Origin of the sequence: Roseospira marina (genome assembly GCF_014197855.1) — a bacterium.
Lineage (GTDB): Bacteria > Pseudomonadota > Alphaproteobacteria > Rhodospirillales > Rhodospirillaceae > Rhodospira > Rhodospira marina.
Map to the genome: position 1 here is coordinate 196,305 of NZ_JACIGJ010000005.1, position 26,890 is coordinate 223,194.

Genomic DNA, 26,890 nt, shown 5'->3' on the forward strand with positions numbered 1-26,890 from the left:
GCGCGGTTGGGTGCGTGGGCGCGCGACCGCTCCAAAGGGTGGCTCGGACGGGCTGGCGAGAGTATTGATTCCACAGGGAAAACGATGATTCTCGCGGGTGCGATGCGGAACGCCCCCTGCCCGAGCGGATAGGGTGATTGAATTCCGCATGGTGGAAACGACGTTCGGGTGACGGTCCTACCCGAGCCGGGATAGCAGACGCACGACACGCCGGGTTCGGTCGGAGAACAGCCGGGACGCATAGTACGCCCCGGCCGTCCGCTTTGCGGTCTCCGAGAGGGTGGGGTAGGGCGCGACCATGGTCGCCAAGGCGCGCACCGGCACGCCCCGGTGCAGGGCCAGGATCCAGGGCGCTAGCAGGTCTCCGGCCTGGGCCCCGACGATGGCCGCGCCGAGGATGCGGCCCTTGCGGTCGGTGACGGCCTTTACGAGTCCGTCGGTCGCCCGCTGGCAGCGGGCCCGGTCGGTGTCCGCGAACGGCCAGTGCAACACCCGGACCGCGTCGCCGTGGCGCGCCCGCGCCTCGGCTTCGCTCAGGCCGATGGCGGCGAGTTCCGGGTCCGTGAAGGTCACGTGGGGAAGGGCGGTCGCCGATGCCTTGATGGGCAGGCGGAACAGCGCCGACTTCAGCACCAGGGCGCCATGGTAGCCCGCCACATGCGTGAATTGCGGGCCGCCGGTGACGTCGCCGATGGCATAGACCCGCCGGTTGGTCGTGCGCAGCCCGTCGTCCACGGTGATGCCGCGGGCCGTGTGGGCGATCCCGGCCACGTCAAGGTTCAGGGCGTCCGCGACGGGTGCGCGCCCCAGAGCCACGAGCAGGTGCGAGCCCTCGAACGACGCCGTTGCGCCGGTCGCATCCGCCGCCCGCACCCGCACGCGGCCGGCTTGCTGGGTGACGGATTCGGCGCACCAGGCCTCGTGGATGCGGACACCCTCCGCCGTCAGCCGGTCGCGCACCACGGCCGTCAGCTCCGGGTCGTCTCGGCCCAGGAGACGCTTGGCCTCGATCAGCGTGACCGCGCTGCCCAGCCGGCGGAAGGCCTGCGCCAGCTCGCAGCCGATGGGGCCGCCGCCGAGAATCACCAAATGCTCCGGCCGGTCCGTCAGGTCGAAGATGGTTTCGTTGGTCAGGAACGGCCCGTCTGCCAGGCCGGGAATCGGCGGCACGACGGGGCGCGATCCGGTGGCGATCACCACCCGGCGCGCCCGGATGCACTGGCCGGTGCCGGTTTCCACCGTGCGGGCGTCCACGAAGCGGGCATGGTCGCGCAGCACGGTGACGCCCAAGCCCTCGAACCGCGCCACTGAATCCATGGGCGCGATCTGGGCGATGACGTCGCGGACGTGGGCCATCACGGCGGGGAAATCGATGGCCGGCTCGGGCAGGCCGATGCCGAACCGTTCGGCGGTGCGGGCGGCCTGGGCCGAGGCGGCGGCGGCCAGCAGCGCCTTGGACGGCACGCAGCCGGTGTTCAGGCAGTCGCCGCCCATCGCGCCGCGCTCGACCAGAACGACCGACGCCCCCATCTGGGCAGCTCCGGCGGCGACGGTCAGCCCGGCCGAGCCGGCGCCGATGACACACAGGTCGGGGCGAAGGAGGCGGGAGGCGCGCTGCGTCATGGCCCGCGACCTTTCCAGAGGCGGTAGGCCGTGGGCAGCATCGCCAGGGCGGCGAGGCCGAGTAGCGGGGCGAACACCGCTGTGTCATAGATCACGCCGAGGTCGGGGACCTCCCCGGCGGCAAAAACGGCATCCAGGCCGTTGCCGACGCCGGCATAGACGGCCGCGCCGGGAATGATCCCGAGCGCGGTGGCCGCGATGAACGTGCCCATAGGCACGCCCACGAACGCGGGCACCAGATTAACCAGCCAGAACGGAAACAGCGGGATCAGCCGCAGCACGAGCAGGCTGGAAAAGGCGTTCTCGCGCAGCCCCTGCTGAAGGCGGGCGATGCTTCCGCGCAGGCTGTCCCGCCAAGCGTCACCGAACACGAAGCGGGCGGCCAGGAAGATCACGGTGGCCCCAAGGGTGGCGCTGACCACGATCAGCGCGGTGGCCGCCACGGTGCCGAAGAGATAGCCGCCGACGATGCTCATCCACACAGCGCCGGGCACACTGAAGGCGACCACCAGGACATAGGCCGTCGCGAAGGCGAGCGCGGCGAGGCCCTTGTGCGTGTCGACCCAGCAGGAGACGGCGGCATGATTCGCGGCCAGGGTCTCGAACGTCTGCGACAGGTCGCCGCCCAGGGCAAGGAACCCGACGAATCCGGCGGCGAAGCCGAGGGCGATCAAAAGGCGCGCAAGGCTCCGACCGCGACCCGTGCCTGTGCCGGCGGGTGCGTCCGGCGGGGCGGTGCCGTCCCGGGGCTCCGTATCGACGGACGTATGGACGGACTCCTGACTCATAGTGGACCATTTGATACAGCGGTGAGGCCAGTTCAATGCTCCCGTTCAGTGCCAGGGTCTGTTCACACGCCGACGGGATTGCGTGCTCGCGCGCATCTCTCGCCGTTGCATGACGTTGACTCCCTTGGAAGGCCCCTATATAAACCGCGCTCCCAAACTTCATTGATGTGTCAGACGGAGTCGCCGCCGTGAAACGCCCCTATCAGCCCTCCAAGCTCGTCCGCAAGCGGCGCCACGGCTTCCGTAGCCGCAGCGCCACCGTTGGCGGTCGCCGTGTGCTCGCCGCTCGTCGCGCCAAGGGCCGCAAGCGTCTGAGCGCGTAACCGGTCGCCCGTACGACGCCGGCCCCGGGCGGGTCGCCGCCGACCCGAACGAACCCGCCGGAGCCGGATGGTCCAGCCCGGATCGGGTCTCTTCCCGGGTGTCCATGATGAACGCGCCCGCGTCCAGCGCCACGGAAACACCGCCGGACACCGAGTCCGGCGAGCGCCCTGATCGCCTCAAGCGACGGGGCGATTTCCTGCGTGTGGCGGGGGGGCGCCGCAAGGTCGTGACGGCCGGCTTTATTCTTCAGGCCGCGCCCAATCCGGCCGTCCGGCGCCTGTCCCCGGACGCGGAGCCGCCGGTCCCTCGTCTCGGCTTTACCTGCAGTCGCAAGGTCGGCAAGGCCGTCGTGCGCAACCGCGCGCGGCGCCGCTTGCGTGCGGCCGCCGACGCGATCTTTCCCGGCCACGCCCGGCCGGGCTGGGATTACGTGCTGATCGGACGGCAGGAGACAAACGCCCAGGCCTTCGCGCGCCTGCTGGACGATTTGGAGCGCGCGTTGCGTCGGGTCGTCGAGGACCGCGCGCGCAGCGGGGGCCGACATGGGGGCGGCGGCGGCCGTCCGCCCAAGGGGGGCGGCAAGCGCTCCGGACCGCCGCGCCGGAGTGCCCCGTGACGTCGGGGGGCGATCGGGCGGGACCCTGGATCACCGCCGCCGGGCACGTTCCGCGCCATCTGCTGCGCGGGCTGATCCGCGTCTATCAGCTCTTTCTGTCGCCGCTTCTCGGTCAGAACTGCCGCTACATGCCGACCTGCTCCGCCTACGCCATGGAGGCGTTGGAGCGGCACGGTGTGGTGCGGGGTGGTTGGCTGGCGGCGCGGCGGATTCTTCGTTGCCATCCTTGGGGCGGCATGGGATACGATCCCGTCCCCGAAGCGCGGGCCCGTCCGAAACGGTCGAACGGCCCCGTATCCACTGCGGATTCCGACGCGACGGGGCCTCTCGACACGGCAGGACCGCGGAGTCCTGGCGGTGGGCGCGAGGCGGACCTTCCGTGATTGGCGGAGGGTCCGCGCCGAAGACGCCCCGCTGTCGCGCACGCTATGCCCGGGTCGCTGTCTGGCGGGTCGGGTCTCCTGACGGACAAAGGACTCATGGTCGAACAGCGTAATCTGATCCTTGCGGTCGTGCTCTCCATCGCGGTCTTGTTCGGGTTCGAAATGGTGTGGCGCGTGATCGTGCCGCCGCCCGAGCCCGTCGAGACGGTGGCCGGCGAGGCCACCACGTCTCCCGCCGAACCGGGCGCGCTGCCCGGGGAGGGATCCGCCGGGGCCCCGGGGGCGCCCGCCGCCGACAGCGGGGGCGCGGTGCCGTCCGCACCGGGGGCCGAGACCGCCTCGATGCCGGCCACGGCCGGTGCGATGTCCCGCGATGAGGCGATTGCCGCCACGGAAGGGGGGCGGGTCGCCATCGACACGCCCCGGGTGCACGGCTCGATCCGCCTGCGGGGCGCGCGTCTGGATGATCTGACCCTGCCGACCTACCGCGAGGAACTCGATCCGAACAGCCCGCCGATCCACCTGTTCTCCCCCGCCGGCTCGGTCGATCCCTATTACGCCGAGTTCGGCTGGGTCGCCGCCGCCACCCCGGCCGGCGTGTCGCAGCCGGTGCCCGGCCCGGAAACGCAATGGCAGGCGTCGGGCGATACGCTGCATGTGAACGAGCCCATCACTCTGACCTGGGACAATGGTCAGGGGCTGCGGTTCGTACGCACCGTGGCGATCGACGAGAACTACATGTTCACGATGACGCAGAGGGTCGAGAACACCGGCGGCGAGCCCGTGACGCTGTACCCCTACGGCCTCGTCTCGCGGACGGACCGGCCGAAGACCACGGGCATCTGGATCCTGCACGAGGGTCCGCTGGGTGTGTTCGACGGCACCCTCAAGGAGGTCAACTACAAGGACCTTGAGGAAGACGAGCCCACGGTCGAGCAGACATCGACTGGCGGCTGGATCGGCATCACCGACAAGTACTGGCTGGCGGCGCTGGCCTATGACCAGCAGGCGGAGGCGACGACCCGGTTCACGCGGCGCATGGTCGAGGGGCGCGAGCGGTTCCAGGTCGACTATCGCCTGCCTGGCGAGACCGTGGCCCCCGGCAGCAGTGTCGAGACTACGAACCGCCTGTTCGCCGGTGCCAAGAAGGTTCAGTTGCTGGATGGCTACGAGGAGAAGTATGGAATCACCAACTTCGACCTCGCCATCGATTTCGGCTGGTTCTATTTCATGACCAAGCCGTTCTTCTATGGCCTGCTGTGGTTGGAGGACGTCCTTGGCAACTTTGGGCTTGCGATCCTGGGCTTCACGGTCTTGATCAAGCTGGCGTTTTTCCCGCTCGCCAACAAGTCCTACAAGTCCATGACCAAGATGAAGATGCTTCAGCCGGAGATGAAAAAGCTCCAGGAGCGATTCAAAGACGACCGTCAGCGCATGAGTCAAGAGCTTATGATGCTGTACAAGCGGGAAAAGGCCAGTCCGGTCTCGGGCTGCCTGCCGATCCTGATCCAAATCCCGGTGTTCTTCTCGCTGTATAAGGTTCTGTTCGTTTCGATCGAAATGCGGCACGCGCCGTTCTACGGCTGGATCCACGATCTGTCCGCGCCCGATCCGACCAACGTGTTCACCCTGTTCGGCCTGATCCCCTGGGATACTCCGGCGTTTCTGGCCATCGGTATCTGGCCCCTCATCATGGGTGTCACGATGTTCCTGCAGCAGAAGCTGAACCCGGCGCCGCCCGATCCCACCCAGGCGCGCATCATGATGTTCCTGCCCATCATGTTCACCTTCATGCTGGCGCACTTCCCGGCCGGTTTGGTGATCTACTGGACCTGGAACAACCTGCTGTCGATGGCGCAACAGTGGTTCATCATGAAGCGCATGGGCGTGTCGGTGAGCGGCGAAAAATGACGCAGACGGGCGTATCGATGAATGGCTGAGGACGACGACAGTTCGGCAGTCCAACCGGAGGACGCCTCGGCGGGACATCCCGCCGAGGCCGTTCGCCTGGAGGCGGGGCGGCTTCTGTTCGCGCAGCCCTGCGTGTTTCTCAAGGGCGTGGTGGACCTGAAGGGATTGCCGGCCTCCGACCTGCCCGAGATCGCGTTCTGCGGTCGTTCGAACGTGGGCAAGTCGAGCCTTGTCAACGCCCTGACCGGCCGCAAGACGTTGGCCCGCACCTCCAACACGCCGGGCCGCACCCAGGAGATCAACCTCTTCGTTCTGGGGCCCGAGGGGCAGCCGCGCCTGATGCTCGCGGATCTGCCGGGCCATGGCTTCGCGCGGGCGCCTAAGACCAAGGTCGACGCTTGGACGCGGCTGGTGAACGCCTATCTGAAGGGCCGCCCGCCGCTCCGTCGCGTGCTGCTGCTGGTGGATTCGCGTCACGGTCTGAAGGCGGTCGACCGCACCGTCATGGCGATGCTGGACGCGGCCGCCGTGAACTATCAGGTGGTGCTGACCAAGGCGGACAAGCCCGCCTCGCAGGCCGTGCAGGCGGTACTGGAGGCGACGCGGGCCGCGCTGGCCACGCATGTCGCGGCGCATCCCGAGATTTTGGTGACGTCATCGCAGACCGGGGCCGGGTTGGCGGAGGTGCGCGCCGCGCTGACCGAGATCGCGCAGCCGGTGGGCTGAGCGGCTTGGGATATGGCGGGGGCGGCGGAAAGAGACGGGGTAGAGAGGATGACCGGATACGATACCACGGCCCAGGACAAGGAAGCCCTGAGGGAAGTCTGGCTGGAGAAGGCTAAGACCCTGTCGGAGGCGTTGCCCTATATGCGGCGCTTTGCTGGGGAGACGGTGGTCATCAAGTACGGCGGTCACGCTATGGGCGACGCCACCCTGTCCGGTTGCTTCGCCCGTGACGTGGTGCTGCTGAAGCAGGTCGGCATCAACCCGGTGGTGGTGCATGGCGGCGGCCCGCAGATCCAGAAGATGCTGGAGCGGCTGAAGATCCAGTCCGAGTTCGTGGACGGACTGCGGGTCACGGACCGCGCGACGGTGGACATCGTCGAGATGGTCCTGTCTGGTTCCATCAACAAGGAGATCGTGTCCGCCATCACCCAAGCGGGCGGCTTCGCCATCGGCCTGTCCGGCAAGGACGGCCACCTGATCCGCGCCACCAAGCTGCGGCGCTCTAAGCGGGATCCGGACAGCAACATCGAGAAGCTGTTGGACCTGGGCTTCGTCGGTGAGCCGACCAAAATCAACCCGCATGTCCTGAACTACTTCCAGGGCTCGGACGTGATTCCCGTCATTGCGCCGATCGGGCAGGGCGAGGACGGCGAAACCTTCAACATCAACGCCGACACGGCGGCCGGAGCGGTCGCGGCGGCGGTGGGCGCGCGCCGGCTGCTGATGCTGACGGACGTGAAGGGCGTGCTGGACCGCGACGGCGTGCTGATCGAGGACATGACGGCCGCCGAGGCGCACACCGGCATCGCCGACGGCACCATTTCCGGCGGCATGATCCCGAAGGTGGAAACCTGCCTGAAGGCGGTCGAGACCGGGGTCGAGGCGGCGGTGATTCTGGACGGCAGGGTGCCGCACGCGGTGCTGCTGGAGCTGTTCACGCCCCATGGTGCCGGCACCCTGATCCGCGCCAGTGCCGGAGCGCGGTGACGCCTATATGAACAAGGGGTCATGAAAAAAGAGTCATGATCAAGAAAGGCGTAAGTCACGTGACCGCGCCTATTCTTAATCCTGAAGAGAGCGTCCCCTTCGCATTCTTCCAATCCCCCAGGCCGGCGACCCGTTCCCCCACGGGTCGCCGGTTTTGTATGTTGGGCCCCGGGCGTCTGGTGGGGCGGGCCGCGTCGCCTGCGATTGAGCCGGCCGATGGGTGTTTTTGGGGATGCCCCACTCCTGCCCCATTCCTTGGGCATCAAGGAGCCCGCTTATTTCCCGCGATTCATCCCGCATCGGTGAACACGAGGCCCGCGCCATGCCTTCCTCTCTGCCCGCTCTGTCCCTGAGCCGCGCGCACATCGGCGCGCTTCTGCTGCTGCCCGTTGTGATCGTCCTGAGTTTGGTGATGGCCAGCGCGCCGGCCGCGGCCCAGGTGCGTATCGACATCACCGGCGGCCGCCAGGATCCGCTTCCGGTGGCCATTCCGGACTTCGCCGGCCCGGATGCGGCCAGCGTTCAGAAGGGGCGGGAGGTCGCGGCCGTCATCGGCAACGATTTGCGCGGATCGGGCCTGTTTCGGATTCTCGACCCGGCGGCCTTCATCCAGACGCTGCCGACGTTGGACACGCGGCCCCGCTTTGAAGACTGGCGCGCGCTGAAGGCGCAGGCGCTGGTTCAGGGCATGGCCCAGCAGCTTCCCGACGGCCGCCTTCAGATCGGGTTCCGTCTGTGGGACGTCTTTGCCGGTCAGCAGCTCGTCGGCTCGCAGATCGTCACGGACCCCGGCAACTGGCGGCGCGCGGCGCACATGGTCGCCGACGAGATCTACAAGGCCCTGACGGGTGAGGAAGGCTACTTCGACACCCGCGTGGTCTACATCGCCGAAACGGGGGCGGCCACGGACCGGGTGAAGCGTCTTGCCATCATGGACCAGGACGGCGCCAATAACCGCTATCTGACCGACGGACAGGCGCTGGTTCTGACGCCGCGCTTCTCGCCCACGGCCCAGGAAATCACCTACATGTCCTATTACCAGGGCGTGCCGCGGGTGTACCTGTTCAACATCGACACCGGCCGCCGGGAGCTTCTCGGCAACTTCCCGGGCATGACCTTCGCGCCGCGCTTCTCGCCGGACGGCAACCGAGTGATCATGAGCATGGCCGAGGCGGGCAACTCCGAACTGTATGTCATGGACCTGCGGACGCGGCAGTCCAACCGTCTGACCAACAACCCGGCCATCGACACCTCGCCGTCGTTCTCGCCGGACGGCAAGCAGGTCACGTTCAACAGCGACCGGGGCGGCTCGCAGCAGCTCTATGTCATGAGCGCCTCCGGCGGTGCGGCCACGCGCATCAGCTTCGGGGATGGCTCGTACGCGACACCGGTGTGGTCGCCGCGCGGCGATCTGATCGCCTTTACCAAGATGAAGGGCGGCCGGTTCTACATCGGCGTCATGAAGCCGGACGGCAGCGGGGAGCGCCTCCTGACCGAGGGCTATCTGGTCGAGGGCCCGACGTGGGCGCCGAACGGTCGCGTCCTGATGTTCTTCCGCGAGCAGCCGGGCGGCGGGGGGGCGCGCCTGTACAGCATCGATCTGACCGGCTTCAATGAGCGCGCCGTGCAGACCCCGACGGCGGCGTCGGACCCGGCGTGGTCGCCGCTGCTGCCGTAAGCCGCTCCTGAGACACGGATCCCCGGCGGGCGCGGGCGGACCGCACCGCCGGGATGTCGTGAAACCGTCATTTGCGATCTGCCGTGCCGGCCTTTACCTAACCTGGCGGAAGGGGCGGGGCCGCCCCGTGTCGCGTGCCGCGGCCGGCGCCTCGTCCGGGGTTCTTGGGGAGAGGTCTGAATCCTGCCGTGATCGCGCTCCTTTGGGACAGCCTCGGCCGCTTGGCCAGCCTGATCGGTGCCGCCCTGCGGCCGCCGCCGGGCCGTCGGATGCCGTCGCCGCGCCGCCTTGCGCTGACGCTGGTGGGGTTGCCCCTTTTCCTGGGGCTCCAAGCCGTCCATTGGGTCTGCCTCGCGCTTGATGACGTGCTGTTCCCGGGGTATCGCCGCGTTGTGGTGCGGGCGCCGCTGTTCGTGCTCGGCGTGCCCCGCAGCGGCACGACGCTGGCTCACCGCACGCTCGCGCAGGACCCGAACCTCACGACCTTCCGGACCTGGGAGTGCCTGCTGGCGCCGTCCATCCTGCAGCGGCGGATCGTGCTTGGTCTGGCCGCTCTCGACCGTCGGATCGGGCGACCGGTCGGGCGGCTGCTGGGGTGGGGCGAGCGGGTGGTGCTCGGCGGCCTCGATGACGTGCACGCGACCGCGCTCGACGCCCCGGAAGAGGACTACCTCGCCCTCCTTCCCGTACTGGCCAGCTTCATCCTGGTGGTGCCGTTCCCCGGCGCCGAAGCGCTCTGGCGTCTGGCGCACGTCGACCGGGACATGCCGCCGGGCGCTCGCGATCGCCTGATGGCGTTCTATCGCGGCCTGCTGCAACGCCATCTGTACGTTCATGGCGCGGACCGGCAACTGCTGAGCAAGAACGCTGCCTTCGCCGGCATGGCGGGGGCGCTGCGCGACACCTTTCCGGACGCGCGCTTCATCCGCTGCCACCGGGAACCGGAGGCCGTCGTGCCGTCGCAACTGTCGGCGATCCAAGGCGGTGCGCGGCTGTTCGATAGCGATCCGGACGGCTGTTTGTTTCCCGCCCGCATGACCGCGATGCTGCGGTTTGCCTACGCCAACCTGGACCGGGTGTTGCCGGGCCCGGGCGGACCGTCCCACGTTGTGATCGATATGGCGGACCTGAAAGGCGACCTGCGTGGGTCGGTGACGCGCGCCTACGCTGCGTTGGACCTGCCCCTGGCCCCGACGTTCGACGCCCGCCTGGAGGTGGAGGCGCGTGCGGCCCGGGCCTATCGCTCTGGTCATCGCTACGATGCGCGCGCCTTTGGTCTGGACCCCGCCACCCTCGCAACGGTGGCGCCTGGAACACGGAGAGTCCCATGATCCCAGACCCGTCCGTGCCCGGCGCGCCGGGGCCCGTGGAAGCATCGCGCGTAGCCATCGTGTCGGACGCGGAGCCGGAGCGGAACGGGGTCGGGGCCTACTACGCCGATCTGGTGGATCATTTGCGGGAGCGGGTGGGGGAGGTGGCGGTGCTGGCGCCGGGCCGGGACGACACCCTGCGCGGGGTTTCGTTTCCACTGCCGGGGGACGCAACCCAGACGCTGACCTTTCCGAACCCGATGGCGGTGCGGCGGCGGCTTCAAGCGTTGCGGCCGCACGCCGTCATCGTGCCGACGCCGGGGCCGTGGGGCCTGCTCGGCGCCCGGCTCGCGGCGGGGCAGGGCGCGCGGCTGGTGGTCGGGTTCCACACCCACTATGAGCGGCTGGCCGATCTGTATTGGCGCACCGCGCTCGGCATGATTCCACGCTCCTACATGCGCATCGCCAACGGCTTCCTGTTCGAGCGCGGGCAGGTGGTGCTGGCGAACTCGCACGCCATGGCCGATGCGGCGCGCGCCCTCGGCGCCCGCGCTGTCCAGCTCATGGGCACGCCGATCCCGCGCGGGTTCCTGGAGACACCGCCCGCGCCGCTGGCGGGGCCGATCCGCCGGGTTCTGTTCGCCGGACGGTTGGCGCCGGAAAAGAACGTCGCGGCGGTGATGGACGCGGCGCGCGCCCGGCCGGACATCGCTTTCACCATTGCCGGCGATGGGCCGGAGCGGGCCGCGCTGGAGGCCCAGGCGGCCGATCTGGCGAACGTCACGCTGCCCGGCTGGACGCCGCGCGCACGCCTGCCGGGTTTGATGGATGCGCACGACGCCCTCGTGTTGCCGTCTCATGTGGAATCGCTGGGTACCATTGCGTTGGAGGCGCTGGCACGCGGGCGAACGGTGTTGGTATCGACGCACTGCGGCATTACGGAGTGGCCTATGCTCGACCGCGCCCTGTTCCGGATCGGTGACGGCGAGACGCTGGCGGAGGCCCTGACCCGCGTCGCCAGCCTGGACGCCGCGATTCGCCGCCGCAAGGCGGAGCTGGGGGCCGAGGGCGCCCGCGAGATGAACGCCGCCGCCATCCGGGGCTGGCTCGACGTTCTGGCCGCGCCCGTTGCCGCCACACAGGCATGACGGGTCCTCTTTCCGCCATGCGCAATGGATCCCTGCGGCCCATCGTCTCCCTTCATGATGTCATGCCGGATCGCTTGGACCCGGTGGCGGATCTGCTCGCGCTGCTGGAGCGGCACGGGGCCGGCCCGGTCGACCTGTTGGTGGTGCCGGGGCTGGACTGGCGCCCGGCGCAGATCGACACGCTGCGCCGATGGCAGCGGGCGGGCCATCGGCTGGCCGGGCATGGCTGGTGCCACCGGGCGGCGCACGTCCGGGGCCTGGGGCACCGTTTGCACAGCCTCCTGATCTCTCGCGATGTGGCGGAGCATCTGGCGCTCGACACCGACGGGATCGCCGACCTGATCGCGCGCTGCCATGCGTGGTTCGGCGCGCACGATCTGCCCGATCCGGCGCTGTACGTGCCGCCGGCCTGGGCGCTTGGCCGCGTGCCGAGGGACCGTCTGGCGGCGCTGCCGTTCGAGAGTTACGAGGTGTTCACGGGCCGCATCGAGGCCCGGACGGGCCGCTTAACCCTGGTGCCCATGGTCGGGTTCGAGGCCGACACGGTGGTGCGCGTTGGCCCGGTGCGGATCTGGAACGCGCTCAATCACGGTCACGCGCGGTTCTGGGGCACGCCGTTGCGGGTCGCCATCCACCCGCACGATCTGTCGCACCGGTTGGCGGGGCACCTGCGCCGCCGGATCGAGACCGGGTTCGCCTGACACGTCTCTCGTCGGCCGTCGCGCCCTATGGCGTAGAACGCACGGCGGCGATGAGGGGGTCTCATCGCCGCCGGCTGTCGCACCTCATCTCTGTGTGAAGACCCAGCGGGTGGAGAGGCGCAGCGGCTGGGCCGGTGACACCAAGGTGGGGGCCGTATTCACCCCATTCGGCGGGCCCGACAAGGGTTCCACACAGGTCGCATCCGGCTGCTTGTCGAAGACCACCATGGTCGACGTCGGGGATGTCATATCCAGCGTCAGCCTATCCGGCCACTCCAGGGTGGCACGCAGGGACCCCTCGAAGCCGAAGCAGTCATCGTAGGGGCCGGGCTGTGGGGCGATGCGGCGACCCGTGTAGAGTTCGGTGTCGTCGGGCTCTTCCTGCCAGTCGGCGGCAAACCGCACCCGCAGCGCCTCGCTCTGCGGTCCCGCCGTCACCGGCGTTGGATCCCCGGGCTGTCCCAACCATTTGCGGAACCAGGGATGCCACCCCGCAGCCGCGGGAAAGGTCTGGCCGTCGCTTTCGATCATCAACTCCACGTCCAGTGTGGTGTTGGTGATCGAAACCCGCTGGAGGACCTGCCCGGGCCACGGCCAGGGCGATGTCAGGCGCAGCCGGAAGAGCGCGGCGGTCCCGGAGGCCTCCAGGCAGTCCCACGGCGCGAAGCAGGCCATGCCATGCATCGCGTGGGGCGGCTTGTTGACCGGCAAGGGGTGATCCTGCCCGGCGTGGTGCAGGATGCCGTTCCGCACCCGCCCGACCCACGGCACCATGGGGAAACACCCGTATTGAAACCCGCGTCGCTCCGGTGTGTAGCTGCGCAGGACCTCGGACCCGAAGGCCGTCAGGGAGGCGATACGGCAGCCGTCCGCGGGATAAAGGGTCGCGCGCAGTTCATCGTGACCGAGCGCGATCCGATCCCCGCGCGGCCCCGGCCAGGGCGCGTCGAATGCTTTTTGGATTGCCTGATAGGCGTCATCAGCCACAGTCATCTCTCATCCCTCTCAGCACCGATCCGCCGCGTCACTCAAACGCTCAACACCGTGGGAGTGACCCCGAGGCGGACCGGCGCGACGTGATCACGAACATCGTCTAATTTGAGCGAACGTCCTCTCCGGCATGGGCAAGGTGGTCATCGACACCCCGCACCGGAGCGGGGTCCACCAGCACCACGGAGATGAACGACAGCAGTGCGATCACGGCGCCATAGCCTGCGACCAGCCACGGCGCGCCACCGCCAACCGCGAGAAGCGTGGCGGCGATCAAGGGGGTCAGCCCCCCAAGAATGGCCGAGAACTGATAGGCGAACGACAGGCCGCTGTATCGGACGCGGGTCCGGAACATGCGGGCGAACATGGTCGGCTGGACCGCGAACATCAGGGTCGGACCCAGGTTGTAGGTCACCAGGAAGGCCAGGCAGACCAGCGTGGCGTTCCCGGAGTTGAGCAGCATGAAGAACGGAAAGATCAGCAGCAGGGTTGCGATCGCGCCCGCCATGTAGACCGCGCGTTGGCCGACCCGGTCGGAGATCCACCCCGCCAGGGGGCACATCCCGATCCCGACGAACGAGGCGATCAGCATCCCCGTCAGCGGCAGTTCACGCCCCAAGGCGAGTTGGGTCGACACATAGGCGATGCCAAACGCGTTGATGATGTTGGACGACACGGTTTCCGCCAGCCGCGCGCCCAGCGCGAGAACGATTTCGCGCGGGTGGCCACGGAACAGCTCGACGATGGGCAGCGCCTCCTTGGGCCGGGTCACTGTGCCGCGCGCTGCGTCGGTCTTGGCCTTCGCGTGCTTGGCCTTCGCCTGGCTGAAATCCAGCGTCTCTTCCACATGCAGCCGGATCAGCAAACCGACAATCAGCATCACAGCCGACAACAGGAAGGGAATGCGCCAGCCCCAGGCCAGCAGTTCCTGTTCGGTAAACACCAGATTGCACAGGGCGAACACACCGGTCGCCAACATAATGCCGGCCGATGCGGCCATCTGCGGCAGTGCGCCCCAGAACCCCCGCTGCTCGTAAGGCGCGGACTCGATGGTCATGAGGGCGGCTCCGCCGTACTCCCCACCCAGGCCGAAGCCCTGCACGAGACGCAGGGTGGCGAGAAGAATCGGCGCCCAGATCCCGATGCTTTGATAGGTCGGCAACAGCCCAATCAGGAAGGTGGCGCCGCCGGTGATGATCAGGGTGGCGATCAGCGTGGATTTGCGCCCGACGCGGTCGCCGAAGTGTCCGAAAACGATACCGCCGAGGGGGCGGGCCAGGAACCCGACGCCGAAGGTCGCAAACGCCGCGATCATCCCCAAAGTCGGGTCCGCGTTGGAAAAAAACAACCGATTAAAGATGAGGCCTGAGGCGGTCCCAAAGATGAAAAAATCGTACCACTCCAGAAGCGCGCCGGCGAAGCTTGCTGCGACCACGCGCCTCAGTTTTTTTTTCTCAAAAGGTGACTGCGGAGCGGATTTATCTTGCTCATTCATCACGTTCCTCCACTTATTCCTTCCTTTCAGGAAGGGTATTATTTTTTTTATAGTGGTATTGTCTTCGGGGTTCCCCGCGCCCGACCCGCGTCGTTGTCGCGCGCGGGGTGTTGCGTCAGGCTCCGCCTTTGTCCTCCGCCGTCGCGCGCTCCGGCGCCAGGGCAGCGATGATGGCGGCGGCATCCAGCCCCCCCTTGCCCGCGGCGTGCGCCAGGGAAAACACCGACAGGGCCGCCGCGCTGACCGGCGTGGCGACGCCGCCGCGTGCCGCGGCATCCACGGACAGCCGCAAATCCTTGGCGGCCAGATCGACGGCAAAGCGCGGCGCGAAATCCTGTTCGATCATCCAGTCCAGCCGGATAACGGCCTGGGATGACCAGCCCCCGGTGGTCTGAAGGGCCGCCGAGAACGTCTTCGGATCGATCCCCACGGCGTCGCTGAGCAGAAGACCTTCAGCGAGAACGGCCAGATTGGTCATGCCCACCAGATTGGAGATGAGCTTGAACATCGTCGCGCCCTCGACCGAGCCCATGTCGAAGACGGCGTTGGAGATATGCTCGAAGACGGGCGTCAGGGCGGCCACGGCCTCCGGCTTGCCGCCGACGAAGACGGGGATCTCGCCTTCCGCTGCCAGGGCCGGCGTTTTGCCCAGGGTGCAGGCCACGAAGCCGGCGGCCTTCGTCGCCTCCACGCTGTCGCACACGCGCCGTGATGTCCCCGGGTCAATGGTCGAGAGGTCGACCGCATAGGCCCCCTCGCTCAGGTGGCCAAGGTGCTCCCGCCAGAACCGCTCCACGATTTCCGGAGTCGGCAGACAGGTCACCACGACATCGGAGGCCTCGAAGACGTCGGCGGCCGTGGCGGCCGCCACCGCTCCGTTGGCCACCGCGGTCGCCACGGCGTCTTCCGAGAGATCAAAGGCCTTGACCGTCCACGGGCCCGAGGCCAGTCGCTTGACGACGGCGCCCCCCATGGCTCCCAGCCCGACAAAACCGATCTGTCGCAGGTCCTGGTTCTCAGACATTGCATGTTCCTTTGCTCGTTCGGCGATCCTCGGTACCGATGCCGGGGTCGCCTTCCAAACAGCAAGGACCGAGCCCCTTGCGAGGCCCGGTCCCACCGATGATCAGCCTTTAGAGATCTGGGCCAGAACGTCCGCGTCCTCGGCATCCACGTCGGCACCGATCGGTTCCCACGGGATCAGGGCGCAGGTCAGGAAGCCCACCAGAGGCACCGCCATCAGCCAGAAGAAGGCGTCCGTTCCCAGGGCCTGCCACAGCATCGGCCAGAAGATCAGGCCGGCGATGGCCCCCGTGCGCATGATCGCCCGGGCGAAGCCGACACCGGCCGGCCGAATGGACGGCGGATAGGACATGGTGGCGATCGTCATCCCAAGCCCGCCCGGGCCGGACGAATGGAAGAAGATGATGGAGCCCAGAAGGCCCAGGGCCAGCCAGGGATTGTCACGGCCAACTAGGCCCAGGATCAGCAGGGCTGCCACCACAAAGCCGAAGCCGATCATCGACTGACGACGCGCGCCGACGCGCTGCACAATGAGCGAGCCGATGGCGCCGCCGGTCACGCCGCACAGCAGATTGACGGCGGCCGATCCCCACAGGGCGCTGGTCAAGCCGCCGGTCAGGATGCCGGCCAGGGTCAGCGGCAGGTACACGCCCACGGCGTTGTACTGCCATGCCTGCATGGTGGCGACGACGCAGCCGAGGATCGTGCGACGACGATAGCGCCCGGACAGCAGGATTCGGTAGGCACCCTTGACCTGGTCCGTCGCGCCCTCAGTCCCGGCCACCGCGTCGGAGGCCGTCTGGGCGTCCACGCCATAGCGCGTCTTCAGAATGCGACAGGACTGGTCGAACCGATTCTTGCGGGCCGCCCACATGGCGGATTCGCCCAGATAGACCCAACGCAGGATCATGACGACCACGGCGAAGCCGGCGCCAATAAAGATGCCGTAGCGCCACAGATCGGGCTCGGCCACACTGCTGGCGGCGAGGGGGACCAGGATCAGATAGACGACCGTGGTCGAAAGGTACCACCCCATCTGCCACAGATTGACGGACGTGCCGGTCTTCTTGGACGACGACCCGCGCAGTTCCGCCACCGCGCTGGTGGCCAGGGGGAAGTCGATCCCCAGACCAATGCCCATGATGATACGGCAGAGCAAAAGCGCGAGCACATTGGGCGCGAACGCGACGGCGGCGGCGCCGACGGTGCACATGCCCATGCCGATGACGAAGGCGGTGCGCTGGCCGAAGCGCTCCACCACCCGGTTAGCCATCAGGCCGCCGAACAGAGCGGCGATCAGAACCGATGCGTTCACCGTCGCGGCCAGTCCCGGCGAAATGCCGAACTCCTGCGCGATGTAGCGGTTGCCGAAGCCGATCATCGCGGCCTGATAGGCGTCGATCAGAATGCCGCCCAGGGCGATCAACGTGATGCCGAGGCCGGACCGGATGGCGGGATGGGTGTTGACGAGGTCAACAACATCCTGCGGACGTCGGATGACGTGCGCGTGAGAAGCCGTGGTGCTCATGACTGTACCCGTTCGAAAGGGTCTCAAAGACGAGATCGTGGGTTGCGCGGCCCTATTTCTCGAAAGAGATCAAAACTTTGATCGAATCTTTCTCTTGCGCGCGCTGATAGGCCGCGGCCACGTCCTCAACGGGGAAGACGTCGGTCACGAGCTTCTGTGTGTCGAACAGGCCTTTTTCGAGCCAGCCGACGACCACATCGAAGTCGCCCGGCACATACATGCCGGAGCTGAGCAGATCGCGTTCGAACCGCTGCATCATCGGCAGGGGAACTTCGCGCGGTCCCGTGGGCACGCCCATGCAGACGACGGTGCCGCCCGCGACCACGCGCGTGCAGGCCTCGGTCATGGTGGCTTGGGACGCCACGACATCGATCACGCCGGTAAACCGGTCGTCTTCCGGCAAATCGCCCGGTGCGACGGTGCGGGCGGCGCCGAATTCGCTGGCCAGTTCGCGCTTTTGGGGATCGGGTTCAATGGCGGTGATGGTGCCCGCCCCCATGATCCGCAGCGCCTGGACGATCGACAGACCGATGGTGCCGCAGCCGATCACCAGGATGTTTTCCAGCGCCGCCTTCGGCATGCGGTTGACGCAGTGATAGGCGCAGGCCGCCGGCTCGGCGAACGCCAGAACCTGCATCGGGACCAAGCGGTCCGCCTTGTGCAGGTTGCGTTCGGGAAGCACCAGCATGGAGCGTCCGAACCCGCGCGCCCGGAACCCGGCCACCTGAGGCGGCTCACACAGGTTGTAGCGACCGGCGCGACAGGCGGGACATTCCATGCAGGCCATGATGGGGTCGGCGACAACGTGGTCGCCGACCGCGACCGTGGTGACCTCGGCGCCGATCTCCACCACTTCCGCCGAAATCTCGTGTCCCGTTATGGTCGGCGGCTTGGCAAACGGATGTCCGCCGGCCAAGACATGCAACTCCGAGCCACAGATCCCCAGGTGCGAGAGTCTGAGACGCACCTCGTTCGGTCCAAGGTCAGGCTGCTCCTCGTTGACTTCGCCGCACCGGACGACGCCAAGTTCGGGGAACTCCACCTGTTGAATCACGGGCATGGTTTCCTCCAGAGTTTGGAAACGGCTTTTTTCTTAAGGTGTTCAGCGCGCCGCCATGCACTCGTCGACGATGTCACCGAGCCGTTGCAGGCGCGGTACGGACACGTCGCGGAGCATGGTGGGCGTGTCTTCGGCCCCGATCACGGACGCCCAGACGGCGCGCCCGGCCAGGAACCCTGAAGCCCCGGCCTGCATGGCCAAGCGAACGGCGCGGCCGAAGATGTCGGCCTGGACGCCCGACGAGAGGATCACCCAGGGCATTTCGATCTGGTCATTCAGACGCTGGCAGGCTTTCAGGACCACATCGGTGCGTCCCTGGCCCGCCATCGGCATTTCGGCCTTGTAGAGATCGGCCCCGGTGCGCCCCAACTCCTTGGCGGCGGCGACAATGGCCTCATCGTGGTCGAAGGCCCATCCGCGACGCGGCGGCCGCACCACCGGCTCGATGATGGACAGCAGGCCCGCGGACCGGCAGCGCCGAACGAAATCGTCCACCATCGCCAGCCGCTGGGCCGGATCCTCGTCGGCGCGCCACAACACCAGCAGCTTCAGGGCCTTCGCCCCGTCCTTGCTGGCCTGCGCGGGATCGACCGCATCATCGATGCGGACGGCGTCCACAGGAATACCGTTGCCCGGCAGGAATTCGTCGGCCGAAACGATGAGCGACGAGGTCGGCGCGACGGCCTTTTCCTTCAGGATCTGGGCCAGTCCAAAGTCCCGATCGACCAGAACCGCCGACGCGTAAGGCGACAAAATCTTGGCCGCCATGACCTTGAAGTCCGTCAGGGCGGAATCCGGCACCGGCACCGCCGCGCCGGCCGCCTGAAACATCAGGCGCATGGCTTCCCGTTGATCAACGGCCAGCATTGCGAAGCCGCCGGATGGTCGCGCGATATCCTTGAGTGAGGACGCCTGTTCTACTGCTTGCAACGGGTTACTCCTTCTAAGATACGGGCGGAGACGGGAACGGTGTCGTCAGGAAGGAGACTCCAGGCTGCGACACCCCCATGCGGCGCGTCGGGCGCGCTCAGGCCCCGAGGAATTGGGTCAGTTCGGCGAGATCGGGCACGGCCGTGCGGCCATCCAATGCGCGACACGACAAGGCCGCAGTGGCGTTGGCCTCCTGGAGCGCGTGTTTCCAATCGCGGCCTCGGCAGATCGCGGACAACAGCGCGCCGTGGAAAACATCCCCGGCCCCGAGCGTGGAGAGGATGGGAACCGTTTTCGTGGCGGGGACATGGGTCCGGCCGGCCGGTTCCGGGGCGGAAAAGCGCGGCCCCCACCAGGCGGTGGAGCCATTGGGGCCATCGGTCGCGACCACGGCGGCGGCCCCTTGCTCCAGGGCCATGCGTGCGGCGGCTTCCAGCCCTTCGGGCGTCTCCGGCTGCGTGAAGTGACGGACGAGCGACGCTGCCGTCGGCACGAACAGGTCGAGAACGGACACATCCAAGTCCGGCATGCTGTTCCCGGCATCCACCGAAAGTCGGGGGCGGCTGGGGCCATCCATGCGGCGCACATAGTCCGCGGCCGGGCGGAATCCCAAATGGTCGGTGTGAATCCATTCGGCCTGGCGGATCAGGGCCTGCGCCGTTTCGCCGAAGGCGTCCACACCGGGAAGGGGCGGCACCTCCAGCGTGGAGATGGCCCGGGTTGCCGTGCTTTCCGCAACGACAATGCAGGAGGCTTGAGTTGGCGCGTTGGGGTCGCGAAGGACGCCGCTGACATCCACACCTTCGTCGGCCAGAAGCCGGACGGCGGTTTCGCCCGGCTGGTCGCAGCCGACCCGGCCAATGAACGCGACGGGCACGCCCTGGCGGGCGAGAACGACCGCGGCATTCGCCGCCGGTCCGCCGCCCGAGATGGCGACTTGGCGGCCGACGATCCGTTCGTCAGCGTTGGGGTACCGGGGGACCAATGCCAGGGCATCGAGTGTGATCACCCCCAGGCAGACGACGCGCGGTGCACGAGACATTCTGTGTTTCCTCCCTCTCCGCCTCAGATCGTGGTACATAGCAAACACATTAATGTCAATAATCCGACACTATTTCCCCACAAATGACAACATTATGTGCGATATCGAACATCTCTTGTCGCGAAAAACAACCTAAAAAGTTTATGTCTTGGGTAAAGACAGCCCTGAGGTGTGCGGCGCGCGTGTTGCGCCATGGGGCGGCACACATTCGCGCGCCGGACTCGAATCGGACCCGCCGGATCGCCTCTGGTCCGGGTGTTCAATTTTGTTAGATTTCTGGACGTCGGCGGAGGCGCGGCATGCGATCCACCGCTGTATGGCCTACGTCTATCCGGTGTTCGGCGCAGTCAATCCAGTCTCTTTTGTGAAAGACATGTCAAAGCGCGGCTCTCTGCCGCCCATACGATTGGCCGCAGTGCCGCCAATCCAACGACGGCATGAAAAAAAAGAAAAGGGAGATCTAGAAATGGAGTCGGAGAGCTTGCGTTATAGTGGAGCGGCACAGCGGCGAATTTATATTTTGGAAAGACTTCACGAGTCGGGATATTTGACGATTTCCGATCTTGCTCGGGATATGGGCGTTTCGGAAATGACGGTGCGCCGCGATGCACGGCGCCTGGATGGCGAGGGGGATGCCATCGCCATTCGCGGTGGATTGCGCCTGCCATCGCCTCGGGCGGATGAGCCGGGGACCGAATATCTGCGCCGGGAGCATGCTGGAGCGGACGCCAAACGTCGTATCGGCGTGGCCGCCGCGGCCGAGATCAACGATGGCGACGTGATCGCCATTGATGCGGGCACGACCGCCTATCAGGTCGCCGAAGCGCTGCCCCAAGGTTTCAGTGGCACCATCGTCACCCACTCCGTCCCAATCATCACCTATCTGCTGGACCGGAAAGCCGCCAAGACCATCGCCTTGGGCGGTGATCTGTACGAACCCAGCCGGGCGCTTGTGGGGTCCATGACCGTCGACAACGCGCGGCGCTTGCGCGTTCGCGCCTTTTTTTTGGGGGCTGCGGCGGTGGATGAGCGCGGAGTCTATGCTTCGGCGGATGTGGAGCGTCACGTAAAAGAGACGTTGATGGATATCTGCGATCAAGTGATTCTTTTGGTCGATCACAGTAAATTCAATAACACCGCGCCGGTCTTTCTGTGCGACTGGAGCAAAGTGAATTTGTTGATATCCGATACACAGCCGGTGCCGGCCGTTTCCGACTACCTGCTGCGAAACGCCGTGACGTTCAAATCGGCAGGCTGATCGCAGCCGGAGCCTTGACGGGGCGGGGTGCGCCGACGAGCGGCGCCTCCGGTTTGTGTGCCGTCCGTTGCGGTCATCCCGGGCCCAAAAAAAACCCCGGAAAGCAAAGGCTTTCCGGGGCAAGTGGAACAGGGAGGTTTCACGTCTGGGAGACGTCGGGAACCTGTCAAAAACAGGACCCGCATCGGATGAGGCACCCGATGTTCCGTGGCCACACCAAATCAAACTCCGATCTCTGCCCGTCACACGGATGATCGCGCGATTTGGTGCGCCGCAACTGATGTCCGGAGAATAGGGGGCACCCGAACGGGAGACCATACGGTTTTCCGTACATTTGCCATGCGATGTCCGCATGGCTTTGCCCGACATTTTTACACGTGAGCCCAGGGGCGGAAAAATGTGTGTGGTTTGCGCGCGCGGATCGCGGGACCGCGGGCTTCTGTCAGCCGGTTTGCGCAGCGCGGAATTTCGCTTTGGGTGGTGGGGGACCATCGCTATACTGTGCGGCCCCGCGTCGGCCCGGCCGTCGCTTCTTCTGTCCAAAAAAGCTGACCCGGCCATGCAGTTGACCATTGAGCGTTCCGCCCTGCTGAAGTCTCTCGGACACATCCAGAGCGTTGTCGAGCGTCGCAACACCATTCCCATCCTGTCCAATGTCAAACTTGATGCGCGCGACGGTGCATTGGGGTTGAACGCGACGGACATGGACCTGGAGATCGCGGAATCGGTGGGCAGTGATATTGCCCACGCCGGGTCTTCGACGGCACCGGCGCACACCCTGTACGACATCGTCCGCAAACTGCCGGATGGCGCCCAGGTCGAGTTGAGTTTGGATGGCGAGGGCAACCACTTGGTTCTGCGCTCCGGCCGATCTCGGTTCAACCTGTCGTGCCTGCCGGTGGACGAATTCCCGGCCATGACCGCCGGCACGTATACGCATTCCTTCTCGCTGTCGGCGGCCGATCTGCGCGGGATGATCGACCGGACGCGCTTCGCGATCTCCACCGAGGAGACGCGCTACTACCTCAACGGCATTCACCTCCACGCGACGACCAGCGACGGCGTGCCGGTGCTGCGCGCGGTGGCGACGGACGGCCACCGGCTCGCCCGGGTCGAGGTGCCGTTGCCCGAGGGCGCGGCCGGCATGCCGGGCATCATCGTGCCGCGCAAGACGGTGGGCGAGCTGCGCAAGCTGATCGACGAGACGGGCATGGACGTGTCGGTCTCGCTGTCGGATGCCAAGATCCGCTTCGCGTTTGACGACTGCGTGATGGTCTCCAAGCTGATCGACGGCACGTTCCCGGACTATGAGCGCGTCATCCCCGTCGACAACGACAAGGTTCTGGAGATCGATTGCGCCACGCTCGGCAAGGCGGTCGACCGCGTCTCGGCCATTTCGGCGGAGAAGTCGCGCGCCGTGAAGATGACGGTCGAGAAGGGCCAGGTGACCCTCTCGGCCAACAGCCCGGACGCGGGCAGCGCGGTCGAGGAGATTGAGGCCAGTTTTGATGCGGCGCCGATCGAGATCGGGTTCAACAGCCGCTACTTGCTCGACATCCTGGCGCAGGTCGAGGGCGACGCGGTGCGCCTGATCATGGCGGACGCTTCGGCGCCCACCGTGATTCGCGATGTCGCGGACGGCTCCGCCATCTATGTGCTGATGCCGATGCGGGTGTAATGGCGCCGGCGGGTTCGGTCCCGACCGGGCGGTCCGTGTCGTCCATGCCGCCAGCGGGGGCTGCCCTGCCGGCGGTGCGCCGTCTGACGCTGACGGACTTCCGGTGTTACGGCCGACTGCGGCTGGAGGTCGCGCCGACGCCGGTGGTCCTGACGGGGCCGAACGGCGCCGGTAAGACCAATGTTCTGGAGGCCCTGTCCCTGCTGACGCCGGGGCGCGGTCTGCGGGCCGCCCGTCTCGCCGAGATCACGCGGCATGGCGCCGAATCGGGGGCCTGGGCGGTGGCCGCCACCCTGGACACGGCGGACGGCCCTGTGACGCTCGGCAGCGGCCTGATCGCGGCCCCGGGCGGGGAGGGGGCGCCGGACCGCCGCGTGGTGCGCATCAATGGCGAGACCGCCCGGGGGCAGACCGCTTTGGGGCGCCACGTCGGCGCTCTTTGGCTGGTGCCCGCCATGGACGGCCTGTTCCGGGACGGCTCCGGCGGGCGGCGGCGGTTTCTCGACCGTCTGGTGCAGGCGCTGGACCCGGATCACGCCGGCCGTTGTGCCGCACATGCCCACGCCCTGCGGGAGCGCGGGCGGTTGCTGCGGGAGGGGCGCGGCGGCGGGCGCGAAGCCACGTGGCTGGATGCGCTGGAGGACACCCTCGCGCGTCATGGGGTCGCGATCGCCGCCGCGCGGCGCGATCTGGTCGCCCGGCTGTCGGCGGCCCTGGGGGAGGCCGATGGGCCCTTTCCGCGCGCCGCCTTGGCCTTGGAGGGCGCGGCGGAGGAGGCCCTGGATCATCAGCCGGCCCTGGCCGTGGAGGACTGGCTGCGCGAGGCCATGGCCACCCGCCGCATGGCGGACGCGGAGGCTGGCGGCTCCACCGGCCTCGGGCCGCACCGCGCGGATCTGCTGGTGCGGCATGTCGGGCGCGACCGGCCGGCCGGGCAGTGCTCGACCGGGGAGCAGAAGGCGGTTCTGATCGCCGTGGTGCTGGCGCAGGCGCGGGTCGTCATGGCGGCGCGCGGCGGGGCGCCGCTGCTGCTGCTGGACGAGGTGGTGGCGCATCTGGACGCCACGCGCCGGGCCGCGCTGGCCGAGACCCTGGCGGGGCTTGGCGCCCAGGCCTGGCTGACCGGCACGGACACGGCGCTGTTCGACGCCTTCGTGGGCCGCGCGCAATTTCTCCGTCTCGATGACGGCAATCTGGTAGACTGAACCACGTTCCTGAGCACGAATGGGATCCCGCATGGCGCAGCACGCATACGACGCCGAATCCATCAAGGTTTTGAAGGGGCTGGAGGCCGTCCGCAAGCGACCGGGCATGTACATCGGAGACACCGATGATGGCTCCGGGCTGCATCACATGGTCTACGAGGTGGTGGATAACGCCATCGACGAGGCGCTGGCCGGCTACTGCGACCGGACCGACGTGATTCTGAACACCGATGGCTCGGTGACCGTTCGCGACAACGGGCGCGGGATTCCGGTCGACCTGCACCGGGGTGAGGGCGTGTCGGCGGCCGAGGTCATCATGACCCAGTTGCACGCTGGCGGAAAATTCAACCAGGACAGCTACAAGGTCTCGGGTGGCCTGCACGGGGTCGGCGTGTCGGTGGTGAACGCGCTTTCCGAGTGGCTGGAGGTGCGAATCTGGCGCGACGGGAACGAGCACCACATGCGCTTCCGCGACGGTAAGGCGGAGTCGCCGCTGGCCGTCGTCGGGCCGTGCGGCGACCGCACCGGCACCGAGATCACGTTCAAGGCGTCGACCGGGATCTTTTCCAATATCGCCTATGATTTCAAAACGCTGGAGCACCGCCTGCGGGAGCTCGCGTTCCTGAACTCCGGGGTGTACCTGAAGCTGACCGATAGCCGTACGGGCAGCCCGGCCTCGGTCGATCTGCATTACGAGGGCGGTATCCAGGCGTTCGTGGCGTACCTCGACACGTCGAAGACGCCGCTGCACACCCCGCCGGTCACCGTGACCGGGGAGCGGGACGGCATCATCGTGGAAGTGTCCATGGAGTGGACCGACAGCTACCACGAGACGATGCTGTGCTTCACCAACAACATCCCCCAGCGCGACGGCGGGACCCATCTCGCGGGCTTCCGGGGCGCGCTGACGCGCACGTTGAACCAGTACGCCCAGGACTCTGGCCTGCTGAAGAAGGAAAAGGTCACGCCCACCGGCGATGACATGCGCGAGGGCCTGACCTGCGTTCTGTCGGTGAAGGTGCCGGATCCGAAGTTCTCCAGTCAGACCAAGGACAAGCTGGTGTCGTCCGAGGTCCGGCCGGTGGTCGAGGGCATCATGTCCGACCGCTTGAGCCAGTGGCTGGAGGAGCATCCGCAGGAAGCCCGCAAGATCGTCGGCAAGATCGTTGAGGCGGCGGCGGCGCGCGAGGCGGCGCGCCGCGCCCGGGAACTGACGCGGCGCAAGGGCGCGCTCGACATCTCCAGTTTGCCGGGCAAGCTGGCGGACTGCCAGAACCGCGATCCCTCCCAGTCCGAACTGTTCATCGTGGAGGGTGATTCGGCTGGTGGCTCCGCCAAGCAGGGGCGGGATCGTGGGTTCCAGGCCATTCTGCCGTTGCGCGGCAAGATCCTGAACGTGGAGCGGGCGCGCTTCGACAAGATGCTGTCGTCGCAGGAAATCGGCACGCTGATCGCCGCACTGGGCACGGGGATCGGCCCCGACGACTTCGACATATCGAAGATCCGCTACCACAAGATCATCATCATGACGGACGCCGATGTGGACGGCAGCCACATCCGCACCCTTCTGCTGACCTTCTTCTTCCGGCAGATGCCGGAGATCATCGAACGCGGTTATCTCTACATCGCGCAGCCGCCACTGTTCCGTGCCAAGCGGGGCAGTTCCGAGGTTTACCTCAAGGACGAGCGCGCGATGGAACGCCACCTCATCGACATTGGTCTGGGCGATCTGCGCCTGACTTTGGGGGATGGCACCGCGGTGATCGGCGAGGATTTGCGCCAGCAGGCCGAACACGCCCGCCTGATGAAAGCGACGCTGTTGCCGATCAGCCATCGGGTGCCGGTGTGGCTGCTGGAGCAGGTGGCCATTGTGGACGGGTTCGATCCGGAGACGCTGGCCGATCCTGCTGCCACCACGGCCCGCGCGACGGAGGTGGCGACCCGCCTGGACACCCTGTCGGCGGAAGGCGAACGCGGCTGGCGCGGCGAGGCGCTGGCGGGCGACGGCAGCATTCTGTTCACCCGCACGCGACGCGGGGTGACGGAACGCTACCATCTGGACGCGGCGCTGCTGCACAGCCCGGAGGCGGTGTACCTGCACGGGCGGGCGGCGGAACTGCGCGAGGTCTACGACCACCCCATGACGCTGACGTCGAGCGCGGGCGAGGTGACGTTGCACGGCCCGGTCGGGCTGGCGGACGCGGTCATGGCCGCCGGTCGCAAGGGCATCAGCCTTTCGCGCTACAAGGGCCTGGGCGAGATGAACCCGGACCAGCTCTGGGAGACCACGCTGGACCCGAACGCGCGCTCGCTGTTGCAGGTGAAGGTCAGCGCCGTCGACGCGGCGGAGGGCATTTTCTCCCGCCTGATGGGCGATCTGGTGGAGCCGCGCCGCGACTTCATCCAGGAAAACGCCCTGAACGTCGTTAACTTGGATGCGTGACGGGCGGAACGCATGAGGGATCACACCCGGCCCCGCCCTGGGG

At 67.3% G+C, this 26,890-nt stretch carries 23 protein-coding genes; 14 read left to right on the top strand and 9 right to left on the bottom strand.

Going from position 1 to position 26,890, the window contains the following annotated elements; all coding sequences use genetic code 11:
• Positions 1-177 precede the first annotated feature (177 nt).
• The gene (locus GGD82_RS08865; protein ID WP_150061279.1) at positions 178-1,623 is read right to left on the bottom strand and encodes a dihydrolipoyl dehydrogenase family protein; all 1,446 of its coding nucleotides are present in this window, start codon (positions 1,621-1,623) and stop codon (positions 178-180) included.
• On the bottom strand, positions 1,620-2,411 hold the full coding sequence (locus GGD82_RS08870) for a TVP38/TMEM64 family protein (RefSeq protein WP_150061278.1): 792 nt from the start codon (positions 2,409-2,411) through the stop codon (positions 1,620-1,622). Before GGD82_RS08870 ends, GGD82_RS08865 begins: the two co-directional genes overlap by 4 nt.
• Positions 2,412-2,599: 188 nt before the next feature.
• On the opposite strand from GGD82_RS08870, the gene rpmH reads away from it, so the two are divergent.
• The 10 genes from rpmH (at position 2,600) to GGD82_RS08920 (ending at position 12,195) form a co-directional block, all read left to right on the top strand.
• On the top strand, positions 2,600-2,734 hold the full coding sequence (gene rpmH, locus GGD82_RS08875) for a 50S ribosomal protein L34 (RefSeq protein WP_150061277.1): 135 nt from the start codon (positions 2,600-2,602) through the stop codon (positions 2,732-2,734).
• 104 nt (positions 2,735-2,838) lie between these two features.
• A complete protein-coding gene (gene rnpA / locus GGD82_RS08880) occupies positions 2,839-3,351 on the top strand; it encodes a ribonuclease P protein component (protein WP_246163724.1) in 513 nt (170 codons plus the stop codon).
• 29 nt (positions 3,352-3,380) lie between these two features.
• Positions 3,381-3,734, top strand: a complete 354-nt coding sequence (gene yidD / locus GGD82_RS08885; protein ID WP_150061408.1) for a membrane protein insertion efficiency factor YidD — start codon at positions 3,381-3,383, stop codon at positions 3,732-3,734.
• Positions 3,735-3,830: 96 nt separating this feature from the next.
• Positions 3,831-5,645 carry a membrane protein insertase YidC gene (yidC, locus tag GGD82_RS08890; protein WP_150061276.1) on the top strand — a complete coding sequence of 605 codons (1,815 nt, stop codon included), beginning with the start codon at positions 3,831-3,833 and terminating at the stop codon, positions 5,643-5,645.
• 21 nt (positions 5,646-5,666) lie between these two features.
• Entirely contained in the window at positions 5,667-6,371 is a 705-nt protein-coding gene (yihA, locus tag GGD82_RS08895) for a ribosome biogenesis GTP-binding protein YihA/YsxC (RefSeq protein WP_150061275.1), read from the top strand.
• A gap of 48 nt (positions 6,372-6,419) precedes the next feature.
• Positions 6,420-7,358, top strand: a complete 939-nt coding sequence (gene argB / locus GGD82_RS08900) for an acetylglutamate kinase (RefSeq protein ID WP_150061274.1) — start codon at positions 6,420-6,422, stop codon at positions 7,356-7,358.
• Between the two features lie 322 nt (positions 7,359-7,680).
• Positions 7,681-9,036, top strand: a complete 1,356-nt coding sequence (gene tolB, locus GGD82_RS08905; RefSeq protein WP_150061273.1) for a Tol-Pal system beta propeller repeat protein TolB — start codon at positions 7,681-7,683, stop codon at positions 9,034-9,036.
• A gap of 188 nt (positions 9,037-9,224) precedes the next feature.
• On the top strand, positions 9,225-10,367 hold the full coding sequence (locus tag GGD82_RS08910) for a sulfotransferase (RefSeq protein ID WP_150061272.1): 1,143 nt from the start codon (positions 9,225-9,227) through the stop codon (positions 10,365-10,367).
• A complete protein-coding gene (locus GGD82_RS08915; protein ID WP_150061271.1) occupies positions 10,364-11,494 on the top strand; it encodes a glycosyltransferase in 1,131 nt (376 codons plus the stop codon). Before GGD82_RS08910 ends, GGD82_RS08915 begins: the two co-directional genes overlap by 4 nt.
• A 17-nt stretch (positions 11,495-11,511) precedes the next feature.
• Positions 11,512-12,195, top strand: coding sequence for a polysaccharide deacetylase family protein (locus tag GGD82_RS08920; protein ID WP_150061270.1), 684 nt, complete (start codon positions 11,512-11,514; stop codon positions 12,193-12,195).
• 84 nt (positions 12,196-12,279) lie between these two features.
• Here GGD82_RS08920 and GGD82_RS08925 read toward each other — a convergent pair whose 3' ends face one another.
• From GGD82_RS08925 to GGD82_RS08955, 7 genes are all read right to left on the bottom strand, one after another.
• Entirely contained in the window at positions 12,280-13,188 is a 909-nt protein-coding gene (locus GGD82_RS08925) for an aldose epimerase family protein (protein ID WP_150061269.1), read from the bottom strand.
• A gap of 100 nt (positions 13,189-13,288) precedes the next feature.
• Entirely contained in the window at positions 13,289-14,863 is a 1,575-nt protein-coding gene (locus GGD82_RS08930; protein ID WP_311731933.1) for an MFS transporter, read from the bottom strand.
• Positions 14,796-15,704 (bottom strand): NAD(P)-dependent oxidoreductase, encoded by a 909-nt coding sequence (locus GGD82_RS08935; protein WP_150061267.1) that lies wholly within the window; start codon positions 15,702-15,704, stop codon positions 14,796-14,798. Before GGD82_RS08935 ends, GGD82_RS08930 begins: the two co-directional genes overlap by 68 nt.
• A gap of 102 nt (positions 15,705-15,806) precedes the next feature.
• Entirely contained in the window at positions 15,807-17,231 is a 1,425-nt protein-coding gene (locus GGD82_RS08940) for an MFS transporter (protein WP_150061266.1), read from the bottom strand.
• 52 nt (positions 17,232-17,283) lie between these two features.
• Complete coding sequence (locus GGD82_RS08945) at positions 17,284-18,291, bottom strand: zinc-dependent alcohol dehydrogenase (protein ID WP_150061265.1); 1,008 nt, start codon at positions 18,289-18,291, stop codon at positions 17,284-17,286.
• Between the two features lie 42 nt (positions 18,292-18,333).
• Positions 18,334-19,221, bottom strand: coding sequence for an aldolase (locus tag GGD82_RS08950; protein WP_281292718.1), 888 nt, complete (start codon positions 19,219-19,221; stop codon positions 18,334-18,336).
• A gap of 97 nt (positions 19,222-19,318) precedes the next feature.
• Positions 19,319-20,263: a carbohydrate kinase family protein gene (locus GGD82_RS08955; protein WP_170284169.1), complete on the bottom strand. Its 945-nt coding sequence runs from the start codon at positions 20,261-20,263 to the stop codon at positions 19,319-19,321.
• Between the two features lie 316 nt (positions 20,264-20,579).
• On the opposite strand from GGD82_RS08955, the gene GGD82_RS08960 reads away from it, so the two are divergent.
• The 4 genes from GGD82_RS08960 to gyrB all read left to right on the top strand — a co-directional run bounded on the left by GGD82_RS08960 (position 20,580) and on the right by gyrB (position 26,847).
• Complete coding sequence (locus GGD82_RS08960) at positions 20,580-21,521, top strand: DeoR/GlpR family DNA-binding transcription regulator (RefSeq protein WP_170284168.1); 942 nt, start codon at positions 20,580-20,582, stop codon at positions 21,519-21,521.
• A 559-nt stretch (positions 21,522-22,080) separates the two neighbouring features.
• Complete coding sequence (dnaN, locus tag GGD82_RS08965) at positions 22,081-23,199, top strand: DNA polymerase III subunit beta (RefSeq protein ID WP_150061262.1); 1,119 nt, start codon at positions 22,081-22,083, stop codon at positions 23,197-23,199.
• Positions 23,200-23,243: 44 nt separating this feature from the next.
• Complete coding sequence (gene recF / locus GGD82_RS08970; RefSeq protein ID WP_150061261.1) at positions 23,244-24,404, top strand: DNA replication/repair protein RecF; 1,161 nt, start codon at positions 23,244-23,246, stop codon at positions 24,402-24,404.
• A 31-nt stretch (positions 24,405-24,435) separates the two neighbouring features.
• Entirely contained in the window at positions 24,436-26,847 is a 2,412-nt protein-coding gene (gene gyrB / locus GGD82_RS08975; RefSeq protein ID WP_150061260.1) for a DNA topoisomerase (ATP-hydrolyzing) subunit B, read from the top strand.
• The last annotated feature ends 43 nt before the right edge of the window (positions 26,848-26,890 follow it).

Bases quoted from the DNA above. Each gene is read 5' to 3' on its own strand.
- GGD82_RS08865 (WP_150061279.1), bottom strand. From the start codon at position 1,623: ATGACGCAGCGCGCCTCCCGCCTCCTTCGCCCCGACCTGTGTGTCATC.
- GGD82_RS08870 (WP_150061278.1), bottom strand. From the start codon at position 2,411: ATGAGTCAGGAGTCCGTCCATACGTCCGTCGATACGGAGCCCCGGGAC.
- rnpA (WP_246163724.1), top strand. From the start codon at position 2,839: ATGATGAACGCGCCCGCGTCCAGCGCCACGGAAACACCGCCGGACACC.
- yidC (WP_150061276.1), top strand. From the start codon at position 3,831: ATGGTCGAACAGCGTAATCTGATCCTTGCGGTCGTGCTCTCCATCGCG.
- yihA (WP_150061275.1), top strand. From the start codon at position 5,667: ATGGCTGAGGACGACGACAGTTCGGCAGTCCAACCGGAGGACGCCTCG.
- argB (WP_150061274.1), top strand. From the start codon at position 6,420: ATGACCGGATACGATACCACGGCCCAGGACAAGGAAGCCCTGAGGGAA.
- tolB (WP_150061273.1), top strand. From the start codon at position 7,681: ATGCCTTCCTCTCTGCCCGCTCTGTCCCTGAGCCGCGCGCACATCGGC.
- GGD82_RS08915 (WP_150061271.1), top strand. From the start codon at position 10,364: ATGATCCCAGACCCGTCCGTGCCCGGCGCGCCGGGGCCCGTGGAAGCA.
- GGD82_RS08920 (WP_150061270.1), top strand. From the start codon at position 11,512: ATGCGCAATGGATCCCTGCGGCCCATCGTCTCCCTTCATGATGTCATG.
- GGD82_RS08925 (WP_150061269.1), bottom strand. From the start codon at position 13,188: ATGACTGTGGCTGATGACGCCTATCAGGCAATCCAAAAAGCATTCGAC.
- GGD82_RS08930 (WP_311731933.1), bottom strand. From the start codon at position 14,863: ATGCCGCCGCCATCATCGCTGCCCTGGCGCCGGAGCGCGCGACGGCGG.
- GGD82_RS08935 (WP_150061267.1), bottom strand. From the start codon at position 15,704: ATGTCTGAGAACCAGGACCTGCGACAGATCGGTTTTGTCGGGCTGGGA.
- GGD82_RS08940 (WP_150061266.1), bottom strand. From the start codon at position 17,231: ATGAGCACCACGGCTTCTCACGCGCACGTCATCCGACGTCCGCAGGAT.
- GGD82_RS08945 (WP_150061265.1), bottom strand. From the start codon at position 18,291: ATGCCCGTGATTCAACAGGTGGAGTTCCCCGAACTTGGCGTCGTCCGG.
- GGD82_RS08955 (WP_170284169.1), bottom strand. From the start codon at position 20,263: ATGTCTCGTGCACCGCGCGTCGTCTGCCTGGGGGTGATCACACTCGAT.
- GGD82_RS08960 (WP_170284168.1), top strand. From the start codon at position 20,580: ATGGCCTACGTCTATCCGGTGTTCGGCGCAGTCAATCCAGTCTCTTTT.
- dnaN (WP_150061262.1), top strand. From the start codon at position 22,081: ATGCAGTTGACCATTGAGCGTTCCGCCCTGCTGAAGTCTCTCGGACAC.
- recF (WP_150061261.1), top strand. From the start codon at position 23,244: ATGCCGCCAGCGGGGGCTGCCCTGCCGGCGGTGCGCCGTCTGACGCTG.
- gyrB (WP_150061260.1), top strand. From the start codon at position 24,436: ATGGCGCAGCACGCATACGACGCCGAATCCATCAAGGTTTTGAAGGGG.